The 24755-nt window shown below is 62.5% G+C and carries 27 protein-coding genes and 2 tRNA genes; 13 read left to right on the top strand and 16 right to left on the bottom strand.

Annotation, left to right across the window (positions count from 1 at the left end; translation table 11 throughout):
* Positions 1 to 7: 7 nt before the first annotated feature.
* The 3 genes from thiD to glmM are packed head-to-tail and all read right to left on the bottom strand — an operon-like array spanning position 8 to position 2375.
* Positions 8 to 817 (bottom strand): bifunctional hydroxymethylpyrimidine kinase/phosphomethylpyrimidine kinase, encoded by an 810-nt coding sequence (thiD, locus tag ACUJ47_RS07090; RefSeq protein WP_445537707.1) that lies wholly within the window; start codon positions 815 to 817, stop codon positions 8 to 10.
* Complete coding sequence (locus ACUJ47_RS07085; RefSeq protein ID WP_445537706.1) at positions 814 to 1038, bottom strand: DUF1272 domain-containing protein; 225 nt, start codon at positions 1036 to 1038, stop codon at positions 814 to 816. Before ACUJ47_RS07085 ends, thiD begins: the two co-directional genes overlap by 4 nt.
* Entirely contained in the window at positions 1038 to 2375 is a 1338-nt protein-coding gene (gene glmM / locus ACUJ47_RS07080; protein WP_445537705.1) for a phosphoglucosamine mutase, read from the bottom strand. The genes ACUJ47_RS07085 and glmM overlap by 1 nt, the downstream gene beginning before the upstream one ends.
* A 91-nt stretch (positions 2376 to 2466) precedes the next feature.
* Between glmM and ACUJ47_RS07075 the strand changes: the two genes are divergently transcribed.
* Positions 2467 to 3720 (top strand): dicarboxylate/amino acid:cation symporter, encoded by a 1254-nt coding sequence (locus ACUJ47_RS07075; protein ID WP_445537704.1) that lies wholly within the window; start codon positions 2467 to 2469, stop codon positions 3718 to 3720.
* 116 nt (positions 3721 to 3836) lie between these two features.
* A complete protein-coding gene (locus ACUJ47_RS07070; RefSeq protein WP_445537703.1) occupies positions 3837 to 4448 on the top strand; it encodes a superoxide dismutase in 612 nt (203 codons plus the stop codon).
* On the opposite strand, the gene ACUJ47_RS07065 is transcribed toward ACUJ47_RS07070, so the two are convergent.
* Together ACUJ47_RS07065 and ACUJ47_RS07060 are read right to left on the bottom strand one after the other, a co-directional pair.
* Entirely contained in the window at positions 4449 to 5057 is a 609-nt protein-coding gene (locus ACUJ47_RS07065; RefSeq protein WP_445537702.1) for a sigma-70 family RNA polymerase sigma factor, read from the bottom strand.
* The gene (locus ACUJ47_RS07060; RefSeq protein ID WP_445537701.1) at positions 5057 to 5254 is read right to left on the bottom strand and encodes a NepR family anti-sigma factor; all 198 of its coding nucleotides are present in this window, start codon (positions 5252 to 5254) and stop codon (positions 5057 to 5059) included. Before ACUJ47_RS07060 ends, ACUJ47_RS07065 begins: the two co-directional genes overlap by 1 nt.
* Before the next feature lie 134 nt (positions 5255 to 5388).
* On the opposite strand from ACUJ47_RS07060, the gene ACUJ47_RS07055 reads away from it, so the two are divergent.
* Complete coding sequence (locus ACUJ47_RS07055) at positions 5389 to 7071, top strand: CHASE domain-containing protein (RefSeq protein ID WP_445537700.1); 1683 nt, start codon at positions 5389 to 5391, stop codon at positions 7069 to 7071.
* Positions 7072 to 7086: 15 nt separating this feature from the next.
* On the opposite strand, the gene ACUJ47_RS07050 is transcribed toward ACUJ47_RS07055, so the two are convergent.
* Together ACUJ47_RS07050 and ACUJ47_RS07045 are read right to left on the bottom strand one after the other, a co-directional pair.
* Positions 7087 to 7881: a response regulator gene (locus tag ACUJ47_RS07050; RefSeq protein WP_445537699.1), complete on the bottom strand. Its 795-nt coding sequence runs from the start codon at positions 7879 to 7881 to the stop codon at positions 7087 to 7089.
* A gap of 248 nt (positions 7882 to 8129) precedes the next feature.
* Complete coding sequence (locus tag ACUJ47_RS07045) at positions 8130 to 9302, bottom strand: N-acetyltransferase (RefSeq protein ID WP_445537698.1); 1173 nt, start codon at positions 9300 to 9302, stop codon at positions 8130 to 8132.
* Positions 9303 to 9436: 134 nt separating this feature from the next.
* Here ACUJ47_RS07045 and ACUJ47_RS07040 point away from each other — a divergent pair, with 134 nt between their 5' ends.
* A complete protein-coding gene (locus tag ACUJ47_RS07040; RefSeq protein WP_445537697.1) occupies positions 9437 to 10537 on the top strand; it encodes a fatty acid desaturase family protein in 1101 nt (366 codons plus the stop codon).
* Here ACUJ47_RS07040 and lptG read toward each other — a convergent pair whose 3' ends face one another.
* The 5 genes from lptG to ACUJ47_RS07015 form a co-directional block, all read right to left on the bottom strand.
* Entirely contained in the window at positions 10538 to 11635 is a 1098-nt protein-coding gene (gene lptG / locus ACUJ47_RS07035) for an LPS export ABC transporter permease LptG (RefSeq protein ID WP_445537696.1), read from the bottom strand.
* 12 nt (positions 11636 to 11647) lie between these two features.
* A complete protein-coding gene (gene lptF / locus ACUJ47_RS07030) occupies positions 11648 to 12880 on the bottom strand; it encodes an LPS export ABC transporter permease LptF (protein ID WP_445537695.1) in 1233 nt (410 codons plus the stop codon).
* Between the two features lie 112 nt (positions 12881 to 12992).
* The gene (gene clpS, locus ACUJ47_RS07025) at positions 12993 to 13382 is read right to left on the bottom strand and encodes an ATP-dependent Clp protease adapter ClpS (protein WP_445537694.1); all 390 of its coding nucleotides are present in this window, start codon (positions 13380 to 13382) and stop codon (positions 12993 to 12995) included.
* Positions 13383 to 13581: 199 nt separating this feature from the next.
* On the bottom strand, positions 13582 to 14376 hold the full coding sequence (locus ACUJ47_RS07020; protein WP_445537693.1) for a phasin family protein: 795 nt from the start codon (positions 14374 to 14376) through the stop codon (positions 13582 to 13584).
* 108 nt (positions 14377 to 14484) lie between these two features.
* Positions 14485 to 16383 carry a PHA/PHB synthase family protein gene (locus ACUJ47_RS07015; RefSeq protein ID WP_445537692.1) on the bottom strand — a complete coding sequence of 633 codons (1899 nt, stop codon included), beginning with the start codon at positions 16381 to 16383 and terminating at the stop codon, positions 14485 to 14487.
* Positions 16384 to 16515: 132 nt separating this feature from the next.
* Between ACUJ47_RS07015 and ACUJ47_RS07010 the strand changes: the two genes are divergently transcribed.
* From ACUJ47_RS07010 to ACUJ47_RS06980, 7 genes are all read left to right on the top strand, one after another.
* A complete protein-coding gene (locus tag ACUJ47_RS07010; protein ID WP_445537691.1) occupies positions 16516 to 17715 on the top strand; it encodes an LL-diaminopimelate aminotransferase in 1200 nt (399 codons plus the stop codon).
* A 102-nt stretch (positions 17716 to 17817) separates the two neighbouring features.
* Positions 17818 to 18399: a hypothetical protein gene (locus ACUJ47_RS07005; RefSeq protein ID WP_445537690.1), complete on the top strand. Its 582-nt coding sequence runs from the start codon at positions 17818 to 17820 to the stop codon at positions 18397 to 18399.
* A 24-nt stretch (positions 18400 to 18423) separates the two neighbouring features.
* Positions 18424 to 18765: a hypothetical protein gene (locus ACUJ47_RS07000; RefSeq protein ID WP_445537689.1), complete on the top strand. Its 342-nt coding sequence runs from the start codon at positions 18424 to 18426 to the stop codon at positions 18763 to 18765.
* A 15-nt stretch (positions 18766 to 18780) separates the two neighbouring features.
* The gene (locus tag ACUJ47_RS06995; RefSeq protein ID WP_445537688.1) at positions 18781 to 19302 is read left to right on the top strand and encodes a hypothetical protein; all 522 of its coding nucleotides are present in this window, start codon (positions 18781 to 18783) and stop codon (positions 19300 to 19302) included.
* Positions 19299 to 19724, top strand: coding sequence for a JAB domain-containing protein (locus tag ACUJ47_RS06990; RefSeq protein WP_445537687.1), 426 nt, complete (start codon positions 19299 to 19301; stop codon positions 19722 to 19724). The genes ACUJ47_RS06995 and ACUJ47_RS06990 overlap by 4 nt, the downstream gene beginning before the upstream one ends.
* Positions 19721 to 20122, top strand: a complete 402-nt coding sequence (locus tag ACUJ47_RS06985; protein ID WP_445537686.1) for a winged helix-turn-helix domain-containing protein — start codon at positions 19721 to 19723, stop codon at positions 20120 to 20122. Before ACUJ47_RS06990 ends, ACUJ47_RS06985 begins: the two co-directional genes overlap by 4 nt.
* A gap of 72 nt (positions 20123 to 20194) precedes the next feature.
* Entirely contained in the window at positions 20195 to 20995 is an 801-nt protein-coding gene (locus tag ACUJ47_RS06980; RefSeq protein ID WP_445537685.1) for a crotonase/enoyl-CoA hydratase family protein, read from the top strand.
* Positions 20996 to 21022: 27 nt separating this feature from the next.
* On the opposite strand, the gene ACUJ47_RS06975 is transcribed toward ACUJ47_RS06980, so the two are convergent.
* Entirely contained in the window at positions 21023 to 21802 is a 780-nt protein-coding gene (locus tag ACUJ47_RS06975) for a thioesterase family protein (RefSeq protein ID WP_445537684.1), read from the bottom strand.
* 124 nt (positions 21803 to 21926) lie between these two features.
* On the opposite strand from ACUJ47_RS06975, the gene ACUJ47_RS06970 reads away from it, so the two are divergent.
* Positions 21927 to 22000: transfer RNA gene (locus ACUJ47_RS06970), tRNA-Cys, on the top strand.
* A 66-nt stretch (positions 22001 to 22066) separates the two neighbouring features.
* Positions 22067 to 22142: transfer RNA gene (locus tag ACUJ47_RS06965), tRNA-Thr, on the top strand.
* Between the two features lie 192 nt (positions 22143 to 22334).
* Here ACUJ47_RS06965 and ACUJ47_RS06960 read toward each other — a convergent pair.
* Genes ACUJ47_RS06960 through ACUJ47_RS06950 form a run of 3 tightly spaced genes read right to left on the bottom strand, consistent with a single transcriptional unit; the run spans position 22335 to position 24630 of the window.
* Positions 22335 to 24008: a recombinase family protein gene (locus ACUJ47_RS06960; protein WP_445537683.1), complete on the bottom strand. Its 1674-nt coding sequence runs from the start codon at positions 24006 to 24008 to the stop codon at positions 22335 to 22337.
* On the bottom strand, positions 24001 to 24402 hold the full coding sequence (locus ACUJ47_RS06955; protein WP_445537682.1) for a DUF2924 domain-containing protein: 402 nt from the start codon (positions 24400 to 24402) through the stop codon (positions 24001 to 24003). The genes ACUJ47_RS06960 and ACUJ47_RS06955 overlap by 8 nt, the downstream gene beginning before the upstream one ends.
* Positions 24403 to 24408: 6 nt before the next feature.
* Complete coding sequence (locus tag ACUJ47_RS06950; protein WP_445537681.1) at positions 24409 to 24630, bottom strand: DUF3489 domain-containing protein; 222 nt, start codon at positions 24628 to 24630, stop codon at positions 24409 to 24411.
* Positions 24631 to 24755 lie beyond the last annotated feature (125 nt).

The raw sequence follows: 24755 nt of genomic DNA, 5'->3' as shown, positions 1-24755 counted from the left end.
ACAGGAGCTAGCTGCCCCGCACGGCCTGGTGGCCGAGCGGGCCGCTCCCAGCGCCGAAGCCGGGTGCCGCCTCGATCGCGCGATAGACGAAACTGCGCGCCAGTGTGATCGCGTGTTCGAGCGGCTGGCCATGGCCCAGCAGCGTCGCGATCGCGGCTGACAAGGTGCAGCCGGTGCCATGGGTATGGCGCGTGTCGAGCCGCCGATGGCTGTATTGCAGAGCCTTGCCATCCGGGGCGACCAGCATGTCGATCACCTGCTGCGTGTCGGTATGCCCGCCCTTGGCCAAAACGTGCACGCCATAGGTTCGAGCAAGTTCGCCAGCTGCCCGCTCCATCAATCCGCTGTCGCGCAATTCGCGCTCGGCCATGTGTTCGAGCTCGGGCAGGTTCGGAGTGACCAGCGTCGCCCGCTCGAACAGCAGATCTTCGATCGCGGCCATGGCGTCGGGCGCGATCAGCGGTGCACCCGAGGTGGCGATCATCACCGGGTCGAGCACGACGGGAACCTTCTGCGGCAAAGAGTCCAGCGCAGCCGCAACGTGCTCAATGATGTCGCGATCGTGCAGCATGCCGATCTTGATCGCATCGACGCCGATGTCTTCGACACAGGAGTCGATCTGTTGCCGCACGAAGGAGCCCGACAGCGGCGTGATCGCCTGCACGCCAACCGTGTTCTGCGCGGTCGCCGCGGTGATCGCGGTCATGCCATAGCCGCCGAGCATGGCGATCGTCTTGAGGTCAGCCTGGATCCCCGCGCCGCCCGACGAATCCGAACCGGCTATGCTGAGGATGCGGGGCGGGGGCTTGATGCTCATCCCTTATGCTTGCGCTCGGTCGAGGGCGGGAATTTGTCGTGCAGCTTCTTTGCCCGGGTCGGCCGGTCCATCAGCTCGCCGCCGCAATTGGGGCAAGCATCGTCGAGGGTGTCGGCACATTCGGCGCAGAATGTGCATTCGAAGCTGCAGATGAAGGCGCCGGGCGCCTCGGCCGGGAGATCCGCTCCGCAACGTTCGCAATCGGGCCGCATTTCGAGCATCAGCCTGCCTCCTTCACTGCGGCGCAGATGCGGTCGACCACGGCTTCGACTTGGCCCGCATCGTCGCCTTCGGCCATCACGCGGATCACCGGTTCAGTGCCCGAAGGCCGGATCACGAGCCGGCCCTTGCCGGCTAGTTCGGCCTCGGCTTCGGCGATCACCGCCTTGACGGTGGCGTTCTCGAGCGGCGCACCGCCGCCGTAGCGCACATTCTTGAGCAGCTGCGGCACCGGGTCGAACAGATGCAGCAATTCGCTGGCCGGTTTTCCGGAGCGTACCAGCCCCGCCAGTACGCGCAGCGCGGCAATCGTGCCGTCGCCGGTGGTGGCATGATCGAGCAGGATCATGTGGCCCGATTGCTCCCCGCCCAGGTTGAAGCCGCCTTGCTTCATCCGTTCGAGCACATAGCGGTCACCCACCTTGGTCCGTTCCAGCGTCAAGCCGATCCCGGCGAGATAGCGCTCGAGCCCGAGATTCGACATCACCGTGGCGACCACGCCGCCACCTTGCAGTGTGCCCTTTTCGAGCATGCGGGTGGCGATGAGTGCCATCAGCTGGTCGCCATCGACCTTCTGCCCCTTTTCATCGACCACGATCAGCCGGTCGGCATCGCCGTCGAGCGCGATGCCCACGTCGGCTCCGGTTTCGAGGACCTTGGCCTGCAATGCCTCGATCGCGGTCGAGCCGACGCCGGCATTGATGTTGAGCCCGTTGGGGCTGACGCCGATCGGGATGACTTCCGCGCCCAGTTCCCAGATCGCCGTGGGAGCAACCTGGTATGCGGCGCCATTGGCGCAGTCGATCACGACCTTGAGCCGGTCGAAGCGGATGTCGGAGGCGACCGATTGCTTGACCGCGTGGATATAACGCCCAGCGGCATCGTCCACGCGCCGGGCACGCCCGATCTTCGCGGGTTCCGCCAGCTGCGGTTCCTGCTCGATCAATCGTTCGATCGCGATCTCGTCTTCGTCCGAAAGCTTGAACCCGTCGGGCCCGAACAGCTTGATGCCATTGTCCTCATAGGGATTGTGGCTGGCGGAAATCATCACGCCCATATCGGCGCGCATCTCGCGCGTGAGCATTGCGATCGCAGGCGTGGGCAGGGGGCCTGTGAGAATCACGTCCATGCCCACGCTGGTGAAGCCCGCCACCAGCGCGTTTTCCATCATGTAGCCAGAAAGGCGCGTGTCCTTGCCGATCACGACGCGGTGGCGGTGGTCGCCGCGCATGAAGTGCGCGCCTGCGGCCTGCCCCACGCGCATGGCGGTGGCGGCCGTCATCACCCCGTCGTTGGTCCGCCCCCTGATCCCGTCAGTGCCGAAGAACTTGCGTGCCATTGCGATCCTGTCCCTACCTTTGATGTGCGGCCAATTGCCAGCCGCTTGTGGCGTGGTTATCGCGTGATGGGAAGGGCAGGAAGGGCACTAATTGACCAACACACAGACAAGCCGCTTCGAACTGGTTCGGATCGAGCTACCCGTCGCATGGACGTTCGCTGGGCTTGTGGCCGGGCTGGGGCTGGGGACCATTCTCTCTGGCGGTGCCATGATCGAAAGCGTGGTCGAATGGACGGCGCCGATTGGTACGCTTTGGCTACGTGCCTTGCAGATGACGATCATCCCGCTGGTCGCTGCGCTGCTGGTGCTCGGGATCGCCCAGATGGCCGCTGCCGCGCGCGCCGGTGCCGCCGCCCGGCGCATGCTGCTGCTGGTTTTCGTGCTGCTGACTTTGGGCGGGATCATCACCGCTACGGTGATGCCATTGCTGCTCAAACTGGCGCCGATTCCTTCCTCGGCTTCGGCATTCCTTGCGCATACGCCGGAGCAGGCGCAGCAATTGCCGTCATTGGCCGATTTCGTCGCGTCGCTGGTTTCGCCCAACATCGTGGCGGCCGCCGCCGAAACGGCGATGCTGCCGTTCACCATATTCTTTGCCTTGCTGGCGGTGGCGATAGCAAAGCTGCCGGAGGGGCAGCGCGCAAGCCTGCTGGGCTTCTTCCACGCGCTGGCCAATGCCATGCTGATTATCATCGGCTGGGTGCTCTGGCTCGCCCCGGTTGGCGTGTTCGCGCTGGGGCTGGGCGTAGCGGCTCAAGCCGGAGGCGGGGCCTTCGGCGCGTTGCTGCACTACATATTGGTGGTGAGCGCGATGGGCGGCTTCGTGTTGCTCGGCGCCTATGTGCTCGCGTGGCTGGTTGGCGGGATCACCCCGTGGCGTTTCGCCAAGGCCATGCTGCCCGCGCAGGCGGTGGCGCTTTCGACGCAGAGCTCGCTCGCCAGCCTTCCCGCCATGCTCGACAGTTCCGGTCGCCTCGGGTTGCGACAGAGCACAGCCGAATTCGCGCTGCCGCTGGCGGTGGCGATTTTCCGCGCCACCAGCCCGGCGATGAACCTCGCCGTGGCGATCTATGTGGCTCACCTAGCAGGGGTCGAACTCACCCCCACCTTGCTGGCGGCGGGGATCGGGGTTGCGCTGATCATCAGCGTCGGTTCGGTCAGTCTTCCGGGTTCGATCAGCTTCGTGGTTTCGATCGGCCCGATCGCGCTGGCGATGGGCGTACCGATCGAGCCGCTCGCGCTGCTGGTGGCCGTGGAAATGTTGCCCGACATCATGCGCACGCTAGGCAATGTGACCATGAACGTAGCGGTGACCAGCGCGGTCGATCGCGTCCAGCACGACTGAGTTCCCGCCATCGCACGACCGGTTGCAATCTTTGCAAGGTGAGCCGTGCAACCATAGCGCGCGCTATGCGTTAAGGGGAGTGAACTCATTCAATTCGTTGAAGAAAGGGTATCATCATGGCTTTCAATCTGATCCCCCTGCCATATGATCCGGCTGCGCTCGATCCGGCGATCTCCGCGGAAACGCTGGGTTTTCACCACGGCAAGCATCATCAGGCATATATCGACAAGATCAATGCCGCGATCGAAGGCACAGAGCTTGCCGACAAGTCGCTCGAAGCGGTGATCGCGAACGCGCGCGGGGTGAACCAGGGGCTGTTCAACAATGCGGCGCAAAGCTGGAACCACGGCTTCTACTGGCATTCGCTCAGCCCGGCGGGCGGTGTGCCTTCGGGCAATCTGGCGGCGGGGATCGACGAGGCTTTCGGTTCGTTCGACGCGCTCAAGGATCAGCTCAAGGCGCGCGGCGCCGGGCACTTTGCCAGCGGCTGGGTATGGCTGGCGGAGAAAGGCGGCAAGCTATCGATCGAGGAAACGCATGATGGCGACACGCTGGTGGACAGCGGCTTCAACCCGCTGCTGACGATCGATGTGTGGGAACACGCCTATTACCTCGATCACCAAAACAAGCGCCCGGCCTATCTCGATGCTGTGATCGACGCGAAGCTCAACTGGGCTTTCGCTGCCGAGAATCTGGCACGCGGGACCGTCTGGACCTATCCCGCCTGATCAGTCTCCGGCGGGTTCTTCCTGCCGCGCGGCGACTTCGTCCAGTTCCTGCAGGATTGCGCGATGCGCATCGGCGTCATCGCTGGAACGCTGGGGGATTGAGCCGTCCTCAAGCATCGCCGTGAGCGCGGCGCGGGCACGCCCCACACGGCTCTTGATCGTGCCGACGGCGCAGCCGCAGATCGCCGCCGCTTCTTCGTAGGAAAAGCCCCCGGCGCCCACCAACAGCAGCGCTTCGCGCCGCTCGGGCGGCAGCGTTTGCAGCGCGCGTTGCAGATCGGCGAGGTGGATCGGGTCTTCCTGCCCTGCGGGGGCGACCAATAACCGTTCAGCAACTGTCTCGTCATATTCGCCGCGGAACCGGTTGCGCCGCATGTCGGTGAGATAGGCATTGCGCAGGATCACGAAGGTCCACGCACGCATCGAAGTGCCCGGCTCGAACCGGTCCTGCGCGGCCCAGGCCTTGAGCATGGTTTCCTGCACCAGATCGTCTGCCATGTCGGGGCGGCCACACAGCCCGCGTGCGAAGGCGCGCAAGTGCGGTATGACCGCCGTCAGCTCGCGCTTGAAATCAGCCTTCTCGGCGGGGCTACGCTTGTTCCCCGACATTATGACGTTCCATTCGGAGTGGGATCATCAAGCCTGTCGAGCAAATCCTTGAAACTGTCGGGCAAAGGCTCGTCGACGACCGAATCGTAAAGCGCGCGAAGTCCTTCGGCCCACTCGGGCCTGGTGTGCTCGCCCTTGGCCGGCGCGCGGTCGCCCTGCGTCTTCGCCTTGCCCGGCTGATGCTTTTCCGCTGCCATGCCTTTGCCCGCGCCTTGCCTTCCCTTGCCCCCCATCGCCATCCGGAGCCACTAGCCCGGATAGCGCGTTTGTGGAACGATAGTTGCCTTCTCTGGTTCCCATCCTACCAAGGGGGGGAAGAGAACCCATCGCCATGCATGGTAGCACTGAAACGCGAGTCGAAAAGGAGCGGCAGGGGAGAGCCGGTCGCTGGCTCGTGCGCTTTCCGCGCGGCGTGCCAGTGGCGATCTTCCTGGCCATTGCCCTGATAACCGCGCTCAGCGTGGTCGCGATCGAAGCGGGCGAAGATCGCCGCGAGCGTGCGGTCATGCGCGAAGTCGCGCAATCCATCGCTTCGGCGCTCGATCGCCGCGGCAATGCGACCGAGGCCTATCTTCGCGCAGGATCGGCGCTGTTCGCCACTGCCGATGAAGTCAGGCTGCCTCTGTTCCGCCGTTTCGCCAGCGAATTGCGGCTCGATGCGGACCGGCGCGGATCGGAAGGGATCGGCTGGGCGGAAGTTGTACGGCGCGAAAACCTCGCGGAATTCGAGCGCGCCGTCCAGGCAGAACGAATGGGGCCGTTCGAAGTGCGCAGCGAAGCCGGTGCGGCTGGCGATGTGCTGGTGCCGGTCACATTCCTCAAACCCGATACCGAGCGCAATCGCCGCGCGCTTGGGTTCGACCTCTATTCCGATCCGGTCCGGCGCGAAGCGATGGACGAGGCCGCGCGCATGATGCGGCCGACGGCGACCGGCAAGCTGGTGCTGGCGCACGCAACTGGCGACGATGCGACCGGTTTCCTGATCTTCATGCCGGTGTTCGAGAGCAGGGCAGGCACCCGCCAGCTCATGGGCTTCATCTACAGCCCCTTCGACGCGCAGTATTTCCTCAGTTCGGCCATGGACATGCTGGCGCACAAGCAGATGGGCGTGAGGCTGTATGACGGACCGGCAGACCGCGCCAATCTGCTGGCCGAACATGCGCCCGAGCAGGAATCGGGCAACCGGATAGAGCAACAGATTCGCATCGCCAATCGTGCGCTCCTGATCGAGATCGAATCCGCGCGAACGGGAACACTGTCACCATTGTCGATGGCGACCTTGCTGTTCGGGCTCGCGGTGGCCAGCCTGCTGATGATGCTGGCGCGCCTGCTCACCCGGCAGGCGCTGGAAGACGAGGCTTCGCTGGAGTTCTTCGAAGAGCAGAATTCGATCCGCAACTCGCTGACGCGCGAGCTCAACCACCGGGTCAAGAACACGCTGGCCAGCATCCTGTCGATCATCTCGCTCACCCGGCGACGGACCGAAAATCTCGACGAGTTCGTAGACGGGCTGGAAGGGCGGGTGAGGGCGCTTTCGGCCACGCATGACCTTTTGACCCAGTCGGATTGGGGCACAACCCCCGTACGCTCGGTGATCGAGGCCGAACTGGCTCCCTATTCTGGCGGGGACGCCGGCATCCGGCTGGATGGCCCGGCGATCGAGCTGGCCCCGAATGATGCCCTTTCTCTGGGGCTTGCGATCCACGAACTGGCTACCAATGCCGCCAAATATGGCGCGCTGAGCCAGCCCGGCGGCAGTGTGACGATCGAGTGGGAGCTTGAGGCCGAGGAATTGGTAAAGCTGCACTGGATCGAGCGTGGCGGGCCGAAAGTCGATCCCGAACGCAAGTCGGGCTTCGGGACCGACCTGATCCAGAAGATCGTGGCGCATGAATTGCGCCAGCCGGTCGAATTGCGTTTCGACCCTGAAGGCGTCAGCTGCACATTGCGGGTTCCCATGCGGGTGCGCAGTGCCTTCCAGATTCGAGAGCGGCTGGCCCGGTTGTCGGATTGATCCGGGGCGGAGCGCTCAGGCGCTCGCGGTGTTGGACTTGAAAAACAACGCCTGGCTGATCGCGGTCCGCACGACGCGTTCCTGGAACGGCTTGGTCACCAGATAAGTCGGTTCGGGCCGGTCGCCGGTGAGCAGCCGTTCGGGATAGGCGGTGATGAAGATCACCGGCACATCGCCGATCGAAAGGATATCGTCCACCGCGTCCAGGCCGGACGAACCATCAGCGAGCTGGATGTCGGCCAGCACCAGCCCGGGCATGGCGTTGGCGATAGCTTCCTGCGCCTGCGTGCGGGTGGCGGCGGTGCCGAACACCTGATGTCCGAGCGATTTGACAAGGTCTTCGAGCTGCATCGAAATGAGCGGCTCGTCTTCGACGATGAGCACATTGGTGGCGGCTTCTCGGTCGATTTCGGCGACCGCTTCGGCAACCAGCCGCTCAACTTCGGCAGCGTCGATGCCAAGGATTTCCCCTGCATGTACCGGACTGAATTCCTCAAGCGTGGTCAGCAACAGCGCCTGGCGGTTCAGCGGCATGACGGCCCCTAGCGTCGCCTGTGCGGCGCCTTCGCGTCCCTTGGCTTCCGGCGATGCCGATCCGGCATCGGCTGACTGTGCAGACCAGAACCGGGTGAAGGCGCGGTAGAGCGGAACCCGCCCGTCGGCGAGGCTGGCCTTGAGCGCGGGATCGGCCAGCGCAGCTTCGAGCGTTGCGCGCACGAATGTGTCACCGCTTGCCTGCGATCCCGTCAGCGCGCGTGCATAACGCCGCAAATAGGGCAGGTTGGCTGCAACCTTGCTGCTCAGTGACATCGGATACCTTCCCGTCCGTTCCACTGCCTGTAACGGATGCTGCAGGCTTCGGTTCCGTCATTGGGCGATAGCAAGCACGCCCCGCAAGTGCCCCAAAAAAATCGCACAATGCCGGGAACCGGCGGCTTGGTCGCTCATTTGGAGTGTGTCACCACCGAGACCCCCTCCCGTCCAAGCGGTTGGTGACACGATCCCCGGCCTCCGTCCGCAAGGGCGGAGGCCATTTTTGTCGGTCGCTGGATAGCGCTTCAGCCCAGCGGCTTTTCGAACACGATATATTCGCGGTTGATCTTGCTCTCGATCGCATCGGCAATGGCGACCATCCCCTGATTGTCGTCGAGGATCCAGCCGATCTCGCCACGTTTCGAGCCATAGGTGCCTGCGGCATTCTTGCGGATCTGGCTGATCATCATGAAGGCCAGCTGGCTCGCGACGCGCGAATTGTGCAGTTCCTTCTTCACGCCCATCAGCGGCACGCGCATGCCCGCTCCCTTGGGGAAGCGCAGCCAGCGCAGCAGGTGGAACCAGCCGAATGGGAACAGTTGGCCTTTGATCCGCGCCAGCACCTGGTTGATGTCGGGGAAAGTCAGCATGAAGGCGACCGGCTCGCCATCGAGTTCCGCCACCATGTTGAGCGGTTCGAATATGATCGGGCGCAGCTTCTTGCCCGCATAGGCGACTTCTGCGGGCGTGAAAGGGACGAAGCCCCAGTTCTTCGACCAGGCGTCGTTGAGGATGTCGAGTACCACTGCGACTTCCTCGTCCCAGCGGCTCTTGTCGACCGGGCGGATCTTGATCCGTTCGTTCCGTTCGCCCGACTTGACGATGCGCTGGATCAGCGGCGGGAATTCCTTCGACACGTCGAGATCATAGGTCAGCAGCGATTTGGCGGCGGTGTAGCCATGGCTCTCGATCCAGCCGCGGTAATGCACGGGGTGGTGGCCCATCATGATCATCGGGGCATGGTCCTGCCCGCGCACAAGCAGCCCTGGCTCTTCCCAGATCGACATCGAGATCGGGCCGAGCACGCGGGTCATGCCTTCCTTGCGCAGCCAGGATTCGGCAGCGCCCAGCAGCGCATGCGCGGCCGCTTCATCTTCAGCGTCGAAATAGCCGAACATGCCAGCGCCGGGGCCGAAACCCTGTTCGGCCGGCATTTGGAGTGCCAGTTCGTCTATATGCGCGGAAATCCGCCCGACCGGCTTGCCGCCGCGCCGCGCGACGAACAATTGGGCCCGGGCATGGCCGAAGAAGGGGTTCTTGCCGGGATCGACCAGTTCGATCTGCTCGTTGCGCAATTGAGGCACATTGTGCGGCTCGCGCGCCGCGAAAGCACGCCCGATATCGACGAATTCGCCGAGGCCATGCTTGCCCGAGACCGGCTCGACCACTAAATTCCGTTCTTCGCTCACACGATGCATCCTGTTCAATCCCGCTATACCCAGTGCGGGCATTTTGCGCCAAGTCAAGCAAGCCAGTCGATTACACTGTTAGACAGGACTTGTTTGTCCTCACCGCAGTTTGTGCGGTAAAGGCCTTTTCAAGATACAGAAGCATGACCATGGAACAGACCCTCGAACCCAACTCAATGCCGCGTACGCAGGGTGCGCCGGCCACGCGCGCCCAGTTCATCTCCGCCGATGACAAGGATATGCTGCGCGCGGCACGCGACCTGACCAAGGGCCTCGGCGAAGCGCGGGCTGCCTGGTACTGGCCCGACATGCTGGCGTCGGTGACGATCGGCTACGGCGCGATGGCCGGTGCAATCCTGGCCGACAATTTGGCGCTCGCCGTGGCGCTGGGACTGGTTTCTGCGCTGGCGCTCTACCGCGCACTGATGTTCATTCATGAACTGACCCATATCCACCGCGATGCCCTGCCGGGGTTTCGCACCGCGTGGAACATGCTGGTCGGCATCCCCATGCTGGTGCCCAGCTTCATGTATGAGGGCGTGCACACGCTCCATCACAAGCGCACGCAATATGGCACTGTCGAGGATCCGGAATATCTGCCGCTCGCGCTGATGAAGCCGTGGAGCCTGCCCAGCTTCGTGCTGATTGCGCTGCTGGCGCCGATCGGGCTGTTGCTGCGTTTTGCAGTCCTGGTGCCGCTGGGTGTGGTGATCCCGCCGCTGCGCCGGATGGTGTGGGAACGCGCCTCGGCATTGATGATTAATCCCGAATTCCGCCGCAAGCCGCCCGAAGGCGCATTCGCCAAGCGGGTCTTCTGGCAGGAACTGGGCGGGTTCATTTGGGCCTGGGCAGTGCTCGCCAGCACGCAATTCATTGGCTGGCGCCCGCTGCTGATCGCACTGGCGATCGTTTCGCTCACGGCTGTTCTCAACCAGCTGCGCACGCTGGTGGCGCATCTGTGGGAGAATGACGGCGAGCCGATGACAGTGACCGCGCAGTTCCTCGACAGCGTCAATGTCCCGCCGCCGGGCCTCGCTGCGGAGATCTGGGCACCGGTGGGCCTGCGCTATCACGCGCTACACCACCTCATGCCCTCGATGCCCTATCACGATTTGCCCGAGGCGCACCGCAGGCTGAAGGCCGCGCTGGGTGTGAGTTCAACCTATGATGGGGCGAACCATTCCGGAATGCTGGCTCTGGTGGCGCGGATTGCACGCAGCACAATGGGGCAAAAGGTCGCCTGATTATTCCTCTGTTCGGACGAGCACTGTCTCGCCCACCAGCAGGAACAGGAAAAATGGCGCCCACGCCGCGAGGAAGGGCGGATATCCGCCGAAATTGCCCATCGCGAGCGCGGCATTGTCGATCACGAAATAGGCGAATCCCAGCGCCATGCCGATGATCGCGCGCAGGAACAGCTGGCCTGAACGCGCCAGGCCGAAGGCGGCGACTGCCCCCAACAGCGGCATGAGGAAGGCCGAAAGCGGGCCTGACAGCTTGTGCCACCACTTTGCGCGCAATTCTGCTGTGCGGCGGCCCACCGCTTCATAGGCTGCGATCGAGTCTGACAGTTTCCAGAAGGGCTGGGCATCAGGATCGACCGTATCGAGCTCGATCTTGTCGGGCGTTAGCTCGCGCCCCACGACCATTTCCGGAAGTTCCTGGGCCTTGGCGGTGCCGACGTCGAAGCGCTCGGCTTCCTCGAGCTTCCATCCGGGGGCTGCGTAGCTTGCGCGAGCGGCGCGGACCTGCGTCAGGATCATCCCGCTATCGCTTCGCGAATACCAGGTCACGTCGCGCATGGCGATACTGCTGCCGGTCCCGCTCATGCTCGCCGCGGTCAGGACGCTTGTTCCGTCGGTCAGATAGACATTGGCCCGCACTTCTGAATGTTCCGGTACCGGGCCGTAATCGGCTGCTTCCCACGCTTTCAACGTCGCAGTGGCGCGGGTCACGACCCGCTCGTTGAAGCCAAAGCTCACTACCGAAACCAGCGCCGCAGTGAGCAGCAAGGGGGCGAGCACCTGGTGTGCGGAAAGCCCGGCGGCCTTCATCGCGATCACTTCGCTGTTTTGGTTGAGCGTGACCAGCGTGATGATCGTTGCCAGCAGCACCGAATAGGGCAGGAAGCGCGCAATCAGCTGCGGGATCCGTAACAGGGCATAGGTCCACAATTCGCCCTGGCCATTGCCTTCCACGCTCAGGATCTCGCCGCTGGTCGCCAGCAGGTCGAGCATCATCAGCACCAGCACAAGCATCACCAGCACCGCGAAAATGCGGACGATGAACATCCGCGCGAGGTAGAAGGTGAGTGTGCGTGAAGGGAAGAAATCAAGCTGCATGTGATTCGCGCCCTATTCCGCCGGTGCCGCTTCGAGCGCGGCGACCTGGCGCGACTGGCGCCGCTTGAACAATTTGCGCAGCCGCTTGCCCAGCTTGGCCGAAGCGGTTTCGAGCGCGCCGATAGCCTGGCCGCCGGGTACATTGGCCACGCGATGATACATCCACAGGATCAGGATCGCGAAGAGCACGAAGGGCCCCCATAGCGCGATGATCGGATCGACCCTGCCTAGCGCGGCGATGTCCTCACCATACTGGTTAACCTTGTGGTACGAGACCACCATCACGATCGAGACGAACACGCCCAGCGCGCTGGTCGATCGCTTTGGCGGCACCGCGAGCGAAACCGCCAGCAGCGGCATCAGCAGCATCATCACAACCTCGACAAGGCGGAAATTGAAACTGGCCTGGCTCGCGTCGCGCTTTGTCTCCGGCTCCTTGTCGCTCCATCCGATCCGGAGCAGCTCGGGCAGGATGTACTCGCGCTCTGCATCGCCGCGTTTGCGGAATTCCTCGATGCGCGGCAGGTCGATCGGCAGGTCGTGGCGGGTGAAACTGAGCACTCGCGGCGTATTGCCGCCCGTATCCTGCACGATCGTGCCGTCGGTCAGGCGCAGGATGATCGTGTCGGGGCTGTCGCTGGTAGCGAGAAACGCGCCTTCGCGCGCGGAGATCGAGAGCACTTGCCCCTTGGTGTTGGAAACGCGGGCAAAGATGCCCTTCAGGCGACGTCCTTCATCCTCGCTCTCCTCGATCCTCAACGCCATCCGGTCTTTCAGCGTGGTGAATTCGCCGACCTTGATCGACGCACCCAACGCGCCCGAGCGCAGCTCGTACTCCATCTGCTCGTAATAATATCGGCTGATCGGCTGGATGTAGAACACCAGTGCGACGTTCACCGCCACCAGCACAAGCGTGATCAGATAAGGCACCCGCAGCAGCCGCGTGTAGCCCAGCCCAACTGCGCGCAGCACGTCGAGTTCGCTCGAGACCGCCAGCTTGCGGAATGCCAATAGCACGCCGAGCAGCAGGCCGAGCGGGATCGCCAGGCTGGCATATTCGGGGATCAGCGCCCCCAGCATCTTGAACACGACCGAGACCGGCCCGCCTTCGACCGCGACGAAATCGAACAGCCGCAGCATCTTGTCGAGCAGCAACAGCGATGCCGCCAGCGCAAACACGCCGAGCATGGGGAACACCACCAGGCGCAGTATGTATCGGTCTATGCTGGGCAGGAATTTGAGCACGTGGTCGCCGAATTTCGCTAGCTATTGCCTCTTGAGGCATCCCTAGCGCGAAAATCTCGCGCGGTCATGCCCCGAAGCGCAGCAAGCTACAGATTACACGGCGTTTGGAAGATCAGGCCTTTTCCAGCGTACACTGCAGCGGGTGCTGGTTCTGCCGGGCGAAGTCCATCACCTGGTTCACCTTGGTCTCGGCCACTTCGTAAGGGAAGATGCCGCAAACCCCGACGCCCTTCTGGTGGACGTGCAGCATCACCCGGGTCGCCTGCTCGAGGTCCATCGCGAAGAAACGCTTCAGCACCATCACCACGAATTCCATCGGGGTGTAATCGTCATTGAGCATCAGCACCTTGTACTGGCTCGGCTTCTTGGGGCGCGCCTTGGCCTTGGTGGCGATACCGACTTCGTTCTCATTGCCCGGCTCGCCTTCATTGCCGCTTGCGGCAATGGCAAGCGGTGTGGCGTGCGCCTTGACGACGTGGAAAGGAGAAGTGCGGTTCAGCATTTGAGTGCGCAATATCGTATCGCTTGCCTCAATCGCAAGATGGGATGTGCCATCTAATGCAGCATCGCGGTTAACAGCACGCGAAGCATGACGACAAAAGGAAGGGCCGGCTGGACTATCGTCCAACCGGCCCTTTGGATTCTGCCGGGGTGGGAGAGGAGAGAGTCCCCGGCCAGAACTTTGGGGTGCGCCGAAGGGCTTAGGCAGCCTTCTTGATTTTTTCTGCAGCGAGGCTCACGCGGCTCGAGATCGGCGCGAAAGCGTCGTTGTAGAGCTTCACCAGAGCTTCGGTGTTCTTCGAGCCGAACGAAACAGCTGCGTCGAAGTTGCGGCGAGCGAGTTCACCCTGGAGCTGCACCAGCTCGGTCGGCGACTTCACGGCAGCCATCTTCTTGAAATCTTCGGTGACGGTTTCGACGACGGTCTTGGTCGCTTCAACCTGTTCGCGGCCGAGGTCCTGCATGCCGGCGAAGAAGATCTTGCCCGATGCGACGACGGCTTCGACGTTGCCTTTGTTGAATTCGTTGACTTCCGAAGCCAGTTCGCCCGACTTGGCGAATGCGGTCTTCGCGCGGGTCTGTGCGTCGGCCAGGAATTCCTTGGCGGTCTTGCTGAAATCGGTTTTCTTGGCAGTGGCCATGACTTTGTCCTTAATCTGGATGAACGGGTTGGTCGGCGCGGCGGTCTTCGCAGCAGCCTTGACGGTTTTCTTCGGTGCGGCCGGCTTGGCAGCAATTTTCTTCGGAGCCGCCTTCTTGGTGACGGTCTTCTTGGCAATTGCCTTCTTGGGCGCCTTCTTGGGGGCAGCGGTCTTCACGACGGTTTTCTTGGCAGGAGCCTTCGCCACCGTCTTGGCAGCAACCGGCTGAGCCTTGGGGGCCTCGGCTTCGACCGGCTTCTCGACGGTCTTCTCGCTCAAACCCTTCTTTGCAGCCGCTTCGGCATAGGCTTTTTCGGCGGCAGCATCGATTTTCGCTTTGGCTTCGTCGGCCATGGTAACCTCGCTTTATGTTGCAATGCACAAAATAGGCATTGCAACTGCGAAGTCAAGGATTTTTTGTGCACTGCACAAAAAATTGGATAGCGACGATATTTGAATGAATTAGCGCGTCTTCACGTAGCGGCCGGGCGCGTCCTCGATCACGTGATCGCCCTTGCCGCCGGGCTTGCGTTTGCCGCTTGCGGTGACGCGCTTCGCGTCCTGGCCCTCGAGCCATGCCAGCCAATGCGGCCACCAGCTGCCCGGATGCTCGGTGGCTCCGGCGACGAATTCATCGAGCGAGTTGGCCTCGCTGTCGCCGGTCCAGTACTGGTACTTGCCGGCGGAAGGCGGGTTGACCACGCCGGCGATATGGCCCGAGCCTGCCAGCAGGAAGGTGAGCGGCCCCTTGAAGTGCTCGGTGATCCGCCACACGCTTTCGGCTGGGGCAATGTGATCTTCGCGCCCGGCCTGGACGTAGCTCGGTGTCTTCACCTGCGTCAGGTCGATCGGCGTGCCGTCGGCCGAAAGCGCATCGGGCACTACCAGTCTGTTGTCGCGATAGAGGTCGCAAAGATAATCCGCGTGCCACTTGGCGGGGAGGTTGGTGACGTCGCCATTCCAGTGCAGCAGGTCGAAGGCGGGATAGTCTTCGCCGAGCAGGTAGTTGTTGACGACATAGTTCCAAATCAGGTCCTTGCCGCGCAGCGAATTGAAGGTCGCGGCAAGATAGCGCCCGTCGAGATATCCGTCGGCTGACAGGCTCTTGATCATGTCCAGATGCCCGTCATCGATGAAATGCTTGAGGTCGCCCGCCTTCTCGAAATCGACCTGCGCGGTGAAGAAGGTCGCGCTCTTGACCTTGTCGGCCTCACCGCGCCGCGCCAGCACCGCCAGCGTGGCAGCCAGCGTGGTTCCGGCCACGCAATAGCCGATCGCGTGGACTGACGGCACATCGAGCCGCGCACGCACCGTGTCGATCGCGTCGATCTGGGCGCGGATGTAATCGTCCCACACCACGTCCTTCATGCTCGCATCGGCCGATTTCCAGCTTACCACGAACACAGTGATGCCCTGGTCCACCGCCCATTTGATGAAGCTCTTTTTGGGTGTGAGGTCGAGAATGTAGAAGCGGTTGATCCACGGCGGGAAGATGACCAGCGGCACTTCGAACACCTGCTCGGTCGAAGGGCTGTACTGGACCAGCTGGTATAGCGGCGTTTCATGCACCACCTTGCCGGGTGTGGCGGCAAGATTGACGCCCAGTTCGAACGCCTCGGCATTGGTATGCGTCAATTGCCCGCGCTTGAGGTCGTTGATCAGGTGGCGCATGCCTTTGAGCAGGTTCTGTCCCTTGGTCTCGATCGTGCGTTTGAGCACGACCGGATTGGTAAGGATGAAATTGTCCGGGCTCATTGCCTCGACCAGCGCGGTGGTGGCGAATTCGAGCTGCTTGCGCTTTTCTGGCGCGATGCCTTCGACCTTCTTCGCCGCCCCGATGAAATATTCGGCCATCATCAGATAGGTCTGGTGCAGCAACGTAAAGGCCGGATGTGCGCGCCATTCCTCGGCGGCAAAGCGCCGGTCCTTGCGCGGCAGCGCATCGGCGGCGACCGCATCCTTGCCGCCCGCGCTGCCAAGGAAGCTCCCCATCACGCCTTGCCACACCGCCATGGTGTCGCTGGCCAGCTTCTGCGCAGCTTCGAGCGGGGGTTGCGGCATCTGCTTTGCCATGCCTTGTGCCAGCGTGAGCCATTGCGCCGGATCAAAAGGATTGGCGCTGTCGCCTTTGGCCTGGGTGCGTTCGGACATGAATTCGAACCACATCGACTGGATTTCGCGGGCGACCTTGGCAAATTCCTGCGCGTCGCTGGCGGCGATGCCTGACTTCGACCAGTCAGCCAGCGCTTTGGCCGGGAGGAACTGGCCCATCATTTCGCGCATCGCTTCGCCCTGCATGTCGAAGAAAGCACGGAAGGGTTCGTCCAAGCCGCCCAATTGGTCGCTGCCGTCGCTGGCCATCGCTGGTTCGATCCTCTTTATCTGTGCTGCGATGCGGTATAGCGAGAATGCCTTTTCAGTTCGACTACTATTAGCGTAGATTCGTATGCACTGGGCCGGGCAATCATGCTGCGGCTCGATGGAAGGACCCGGATGGATACCGACTTTTACCGCATGAAGCGCCTGCCACCCTATGTCATCGCCGAAGTGAATGCGATGCGGGCAGCGGCGCGCGCGGCGGGCGAAGACATCATCGATCTGGGCATGGGCAATCCTGACTTGCCGCCGCCGCCGCACGTCATCGAAAAGCTGTGCGAAGTGGCGCAGAAGCCCGATGCGCATGGCTATTCGCAGTCCAAGGGCATCCCCGGTCTGCGCCGCGCGCAGGCCAATTACTACGCCCGCCGCTTCGGGGTCGAACTCGATCCCGAACGTGAAGTGGTGGTTACCATGGGTTCGAAGGAAGGGCTTGCCAGCCTTGCCACGGCGATCACCGCGCCGGGCGACGTGGTGCTGGCGCCCAATCCGTCATATCCGATCCATACATTCGGCTTCATCATCGCCGGGGCGACGATCCGTTCGGTGCCGACCACGCCAGACGAGAATTATTTCGCCAGCCTGGAGAAGGCGATGGCCTTCACTGTGCCGCGGCCCAGCGTGCTGGTGGTGAACTATCCATCGAACCCCACCGCAGAGGTCGTTGACCTGGCTTTCTATGAGCGGCTGGTCGCCTGGGCGCGCGCGAACAAGGTCTGGATCCTGTCGGACCTTGCCTATTCGGAGCTCTATTTCGACGGCAATCCGACTCCCTCGATCATGCAGGTGAAGGGTGCGAAGGATGTCGCGATCGAATTCACCAGCATGTCGAAGACCTATTCGATGGCCGGGTGGCGCATGGGCTTTGCGGTCGGCAACCAGCAGCTGATCGCGGCGATGACGCGCGTGAAGAGCTATCTCGATTATGGCGCCTTCACGCCGATCCAGGCGGCGGCCTGCGCCGCGCTCAACGGGCCGCAGGACATCGTCGAGTCCAACCGCCAGCTGTATCACAAGCGCCGCGACGTGATGGTCGAGGCGTTCGGACGTGCAGGCTGGGAAATCCCGCCGCCGCCGGCCTCGATGTTTGCATGGGCGCCGCTGCCGCCGGCACTGGCGCATATGGGCAGCCTGGAGTTCTCAAAGCAATTGCTGACCGAAGCGAAGGTCGCTGTGGCGCCAGGCGTTGGCTATGGCGAGAATGGCGAAGGCTTTGTGCGTATCGCCATGGTCGAGAACGAACAGCGCTTGCGCCAGGCAGCGCGCAATATCCGCCGCTACCTTACCAGCCTGGGAGTGAACAGCACGGCTGCATGATGCCCAGAGGCCAGAAAACGATCGACTAGCATACTGATTTCGGAGCCTTAGCCGATTTTCTGTGTTAGTGGGGGGTGTGGCATCAGGATATTGGAGTAGCCGATGGTCCCCCCTGCCGGGCGGAAGCTGACCAGGCGTCAGTTCGCCGTACTGGAACGAATCGACCGCCGCGTTCCGATCAAGGTCATCGCGCAGGATCTGGGTGTGTCTGAAACCCGGATCAATCAGCATGTCCGCGCCCTCAAGGATTTCTATAGTGTCGACAGCCTCAACGAGCTGGTCGAGTGCTTTCGCGCCGAATACGGTACGAACGAGGAAGAGCCGTCCGATGTCGGACTTGAAGCCGCCACAGGCTTCAGCGAATCTGCATACAGGAAAAGTCAGCTCGCCGGCGCAGGTTTCGCGAGGGAAAAGTCGGCCCGGGTCGATCCGGGCGAGATCATTCTGAGCGACGTCATGCCGCTCGGTGGTCTCTCACCTTGGCAAATGGCAACAGAGCCCCGTGTCGTCCCCGGGATGCTCGACGGCGAAAATGCCGTCCTGATCCGTCTTGCAGCGATCGTTGCGATCGCATTCGGCATTCTGGCCGCGGTGGTGCTGATGGTCACCACTGCCTTGACGCTGAGCGAGGCGATGGACGGAAAGGCGCAAGTCCCCGCGGATTATTATCAGCCTGCCGATTGAGCCCGGCAGGCATGGAGACTTCCAATGTCAGATCGTATCCTCAGCGATGCATACAACATCAAGAAGCTGATACGTGAGGCCGAAGCGCTGGCCGACGAATCGATGATCGCTTTCGCAAAGCTCAAACAGGCCATGCTATCCGCGCGGCTGAACCCCGAAGTCGGGGTCGACACCGGCCAGCGTGCGCTGATTCGCCTGAACCAGGCCGAGCAACAGGCGATGGCGATGTCGACCAATCTTCTGCGCGTCCACGATGAGCTGAGCCGGCTTGCGCGGGTCCATGCCGGACCTGAGGAGAACGTTCCGACTGAGCTGCCGGAATTGGCAACTGCCGAATTTCGCGCATCCGAGCTCGCCCATGCCTAGGCCTCGTCCCGCTCGATGCTAGACCTCATCCTCGCATTTCGGGGTGAAGCACAGACCGTCGCCGCCTGGCTGATCTGTCTCGCCGCCCTCAAATGGGGCGGCGGGCCGGAGCGTGCGATCGCGTTAATCTGGCTCGCCGTCTTCGAGCTTGGCCATCGCGGGTACCACCTGTTGTGGAACCCGATTTTCCAGGTCGACCAATTCGATACCTATCACGCGATGCAGGATCTGGTCGTGCTGTTCGGCTTCGTTATGGTCGCGTTGCGGGCAAACCGGATGTACACGCTCTGGATTGCGGCGTTCCAGCTGATCGCCTTCAGCGCGCATCTGGCGCGTGGAATTGCTGACCAGATCACCCCCATTGCCTATGCCGCGCTCGTGATCGGGCCATCCTATTTCCAGCTTGGCCTGATGGCGGGCGGGCTGGCCATGCATATGAGGCGTGTCCGCAAGAGAGGCCCATATCGTGACTGGACACCGGCGAGCGCGAACGTCGGTTGGCAGGCATTCCTTTCCATGCCGGGGCGGCGCCCATGATCGCGGCGCAAGGGCTGGCGCCGCTCGATCGGGATGCCGGTTTCGCACGTGTGCAACTGGCCGCCATGATGGCCTATTTGCGTCAGATCCTCGCCACGAAGCGAGCCGATGAGGAACAATTCCATGCGATCTTCCTCGATGCCGGGCGTGGTTATCTCGACGACTGTCGAATGGGGGCGGGGCATGCCGCGCATATGCCAATCAGGCTGCGCGAGCTCTTCGCCAAGGCGCTTTCGCTTGGCGCGCGCGGGATTATCGTGGCGCATAATCATCCTTCGGGCGATTGCCACCCGAGCGAGCGCGACATCGCGGCAACGCGCCGGTTGGCGGAGGTTGGCCGTGCGCTTGATATCGAATTGCTCGATCACCTGATCGTGACCCCAGAGAAGGTCTATTCGATGCGGGCGGGGGGCAAGCTGTGAGTTCTGCCCCAGCTGCCTGCCCATGCCCGCTGGGCGAGGACATGATCCCGCGCTTCATCGAAGCGGGCGACGTCACGCTCGACTTGCTCCATCGTGACGGCAGGGTCGAGGACAGCTGGCTCCGCCTCCATCCGCGCGAGTTCGAACTGCTGTGGCGGCTTGCGCAAACGCCGGGCGAACGGCTGAGCCGAAAGCAGCTTCTGGCGGAGGTTTGGCGGCTTGAGCGGGAACCCGGGACCAACAGCCTTGCGGTGCATGTCGCGCGCGTTCGCAGCAAACTCGCGAGTTTCGGGATTGAGCACATGCTGGTGACGCATCCGGACGGGGGATATTTGTTGGATGCTCCGCCCGGCCCAGGCGCTTTCAGGTTCCGGCGTGTGCCGCTTGACTCGCAATAGCAGTAGCTGGACAGGCGCCGCCGCTTCGGCCAACCTGCCGGTTCAATCTGCAATCCAGAAGGCAGGGAAACTATGCAGGACAACGACCGGATCTCGATCGAATTGGGCAGCGACGGTGTGGCGCAGGTGCGCTTCACCCGCGCCGACAAGATGAACGCGCTCGACCAGGCGCAATTCGATGCGATCATCGCGGCCGGGCGCGCGCTTCACAACATGAAGGGGCTGCGCGTGGTCGTGCTGGCGGGTGAAGGGCGCGCGTTCTGCGCCGGGCTCGACCTGTCCAATTTCGCGCGCAAGCCGAGCCCTGACGAACCGGAGCTGACCGAGCGAACGCATGGCAATGCCAATCGTGCGCAGCAGGCGGCACTGTTGTGGCGCAAGCTGCCGGTTCCGGTGATCGCCGCCGTGCATGGCGTATGCTTCGGGGGCGGCCTGCAAATCGCCAGCGGCGCAGATATCCGCGTTGTCCATCCCGATACCCGCATGGCAATCATGGAGCTCAAATGGGGCCTGGTGCCCGACATGGGCGGCTATGCATTGTGGCGCGGGCTCGTGCGCGACGATGTGCTGCGCGAATTGGTCTACACCAATCGCGAATTCACCGGAGCCGAGGCGCAAGGCTTTGGCCTTGCCACCCATGTCGATGACGATCCGGTTGCGTGCGCTACCGCCATCGCCAGCGAGGTCGCCAATCGCAACCCACATGCGATCCGCGCGGCGAAGCGGCTACACGCCGGCATGATCGAGCGCAGCACCGATGCGATCCTGCTTGAAGAGAGCATCGAACAGCACGCCATCATGCGCTCGAAGAACCAGGTCGAGGCGGTGATGGCCGGGATGGAAAAGCGCGCGCCGCGGTTCGAAGACGTCTGACCCGGTCGGACGCCGGTCGCGCGGTCTTCAGCCGAAGATCGCGACCGACTGCATGCCGTCCAGCACTTGCTTGCCCGAGCTGTTCCACAGCCGCAGCCGCTCTGACGAATAACCGCCATCGGCATGCTGGCTGGCGTTCTCCGACAGCCACCAGCCGCCTTCGGTAAATGGCGCAGTATCGAGCAGGTTGAAGCTCCAGTTGATCGAGCTGATCGGCCCCTGCCGTCGCATCGCGCGCATCGCGCCGGGAGGCAGAACGTCGCCCATGAGCACGAGTGCGCTGATGGGATCGAGCTCGTCCGCATCCTTCAACTTTGCCCAGCGGCGTACGACCGGCGCACCGGGGCCGGTGGTATCCTGCGCCCGCCTGAGTTCGAAATTGTTTGCGATGAAGCCGGGGCCCTTGTCGGTCGGCATCACGTCGCATTCTTCGGGAGGAGGAGGAAAATCCTCCGGCGCCGCCGCCGGATGCGAGGCATTGGCTTCGCGAGGTTCGGCGAAAAGCAGTAATGTGGTCAGTGTAACCTGGCCTTCGCAGCGGATCTCGCTGCGGACCTGGGTCACGTTGCGGCCTTGTCGAACGATCTCGGCACTGAGTTCGACCGTTTCGCCGACCGGGGCAACAAATCCGACCTGTGCCGCACGCAGGGGCGGCAGGTCCGGGAAGGCGCGAATCGCCTGCGTATAGGCGATCAGCGCCGATGCGCCGCCATACAGCGTGCGGCCCTGCATCCAGTTGGCTGCGCCGGGGAGGGTGACGATACCAGGTTTTCCGGTAATCGGCTCAATCAATGCGGAAACGCTCATGGCGCGTTTCCTGTCGTTTTTGCACGCCTTCGTCCAGCGTGACGTTACGGAAGGTATCAATGCGATTGCCATTGGGATCGTGAATCGCTAGTGCGCCGGCTCCCCGTTCGAGAGGGCGGGGCGAGGCCCGATGGCGGAGTGGTTACGCAGAGGACTGCAAATCCTTGCACGCCGGTTCGATTCCGGCTCGGGCCTCCACTTCGTTTTGGCGCATGATGGCGTTGCGGCATGCCCGCGGTGCGATTATGGGCCGCAGGCGAGAGTGCCGCTTTAGCTCAGTTGGTAGAGCACATCATTCGTAATGATGGGGCCACTGGTTCGAGTCCAGTAAGCGGCACCACTCACTCCCGAAATTACCAGACTTCCGGCCGGCTTGCATGATGGAGCCTGTGTAGCCCGCATTTCCGCGGGCTTTGGTGCCTGCATCAATACTGGTGAGGTCGTGAGACTTTGGAGCTGGGGCAGTCACGCCGGATTTCCGGCCCCTGTCTCAGGTGGCCGAATTCCAGACCTCACCTGGTTTTCGGTGGGATCAGAATCCGAGAACTGCTTTCTGGTTCGCCCAGTCCAAACGCAGGTCCACCGCAAGAAGCGATCTGGGGCTGAGCGAAGGCGGCTGTCGACCAGCGAGGATCGCATCGATGATCTCAGGCGCAATCCACGAGAGACGGAACAACCGGCTCATGCGCTTGCGGCAGCGACCGCTTGATGTGGCGATCTCGGCGATGGTCAGTTCGGGTGTGGACAGCACTTCCTCTCTTATCGCCATCGCTTCGCGTAGCAGGGATACCAGCGTCTCGTCGCGTTCAACCCCGCATCCGTCGCCAATGACGAGCTTGATTTCCTTGCTCTTGCGTATGCGGGATACCGGAGCAGTGAGGGAAGGCAATCGCAGCGGGTCGATCTCTATCCCGACAAGGTCCGAGAAGCCGGAAGGGCACAGTGAAATCCTGATCGCATCGTTCCCGACCTCGACCTTCTCGACGAGTGCAGGAACCCTGGTACGCCGATGGTAGGTACTGGACCACAGCTGTTCCGCGGCGCGCTTGCAATGCGTGATGGCAGCGGCCAGCTTCCCGGCATCATCGGTCCCGACCAACTTGCGGATTGTCCTCTGGTCCGAGAGGAAATCTGTCAGCTTGCCGACTACGTTCTTCTCGATGTCGTGCGCCGGCAAACGCCAGGCAGGTGTCTCATCGACGATCTCCGCTGCGTGCGTCACGTAGTAGCGGTAGCGCTTGCCCTTTCGGACCGTGTGGCTCGGGCTCATCCTTCGTCCAAACCTATCACGGATCATTCCGGCCAATAGGCTGGTCTCCTTCGAAGTTCGGCGTAGCTTTCTCTCGACTGTATTCTCGGCAATGCGAAGCTGGACCCGTTCCCAGAGCTCCTCATCAATGATTGCCTCGTGATCGCCAGGGTGCGACTTACCCTTGTGCACCATCTCGCCCCGGTAGATGCGGTTCTTGAGCAGATGGAACAGCGAGCCGCGTGTGAAGGGGATATCTCCCCGAACAGTTCCGTCGCGGTAGACGCGCCGCTTGGTCCGGATCCCCTGTTCGCGCAGTTCTTCCAGCAGCAACTGCCCGGTGCCGAGTTTCGCGTACCGCTCGAAGATATGTCGAGCCGTGGCGGCTTCCAGTTCGTTGATGACCAGTTTGCGATCCTGCACTTCGTAGCCAAGTGGCACAGGACCGCCCATCCACATGCCCTTCTTCTTGGAGGCAGCGATCTTGTCGCGGATGCGTTCACCGGTCACCTCGCGTTCGAACTGAGCGAAGGACAACAGCACGTTGAGCATCAGCCGCCCCATGCTGGTCGTCGTATTGAACGACTGCGTCACGGATACGAAGCTGGCACTTGCCTCATCCAGGACTTCGACGATCCGCGAGAAGTCCGACAGGCTGCGGGTCAGCCGATCGATCTTGTAAAGAACGATGACCTGGACCTTCCCTGCAGCGACATCGGCAAGCAATCGCTGGAGGCCCGGTCGTTCCATTGTACCGCCAGAGAAACCGCCATCATCGTAGCGCTCCTTCACGATTTCCCATCCCTCGTGACGCTGGCTCATGACATAGGCAGCGCAGGCTTCGAACTGAGCATCGAGGCTGTTGAACTCCTGTTCAAGCCCTTCCTCGGTCGACTTGCGCGTGTAGATCGCGCAGCGCACTTTCACGCCAGCTTCGACCTGGCCCTGACTAGCCATTGGCTGCCTGCTCGCGAAGTCCGAAGAAGCGCGGGCCGGACCAATGTGCTCCGGTTACCTCGCGGGCGATGGCCGAAAGCGACGGATAGTTCCTGTCCTCGAACACAAACCCGCCTTCATCTACCAAGACTGAGATGGTCCTGCCATTCCAGCTGCGGACAAGACGTGTGCCGGGCTTGATGGCCGGTCGGGCGGACACAGTCGCGTTCAGCTCGAAGAGAGAGGCCCGCGAGAGACCCCCGTGAGCCTTTTCTTGCAGTCGATAGGCGATCCCGAGGCGGAGCAGGTCGGCCGACAGGTTGGGAGCAGACTGCTTGCAGACCCGCTCCCATTCCTTCCGAAGTTCTGACCGTCCCATCTGGGTGAGGCTGACCAGTCGTTCCTTTAGCTTCACCACGCGTCAGGTGCCCTTGGCGATCGAGTAGCGGCTCACGCCATCTATCGTTGTGCGCTCGACGGCATTTCCCTTCTTCCGAAGGCCTGTCATCGCTGCGCGGGTCGTGTGAGGCAGCCAGCCAGTAGCTTTGGTGAGTTCCTCGAGCGATGCGCCTTTGGAGCGCTTCAGCAGTTCGACAACCTTGTCGGTCTTGGTCGTTTGCTTCGTCGTCGTTGTCTTTGGCATGGGTGGTTCTCCTGGTTCGGAGCGACCCAATAGTCGCCCCCACCACCCAAGGCCCCGGTCAGCGCACTGCGTCGGGGCGGCGGCCAGTTTCAAAGGCCGCGGTTCAGTGCAAGCACCAATGCTTG

This window comes from Altererythrobacter sp. Z27 (assembly GCF_052683155.1).
This window is presented reverse-complemented; position numbering and strand designations above follow the sequence as displayed.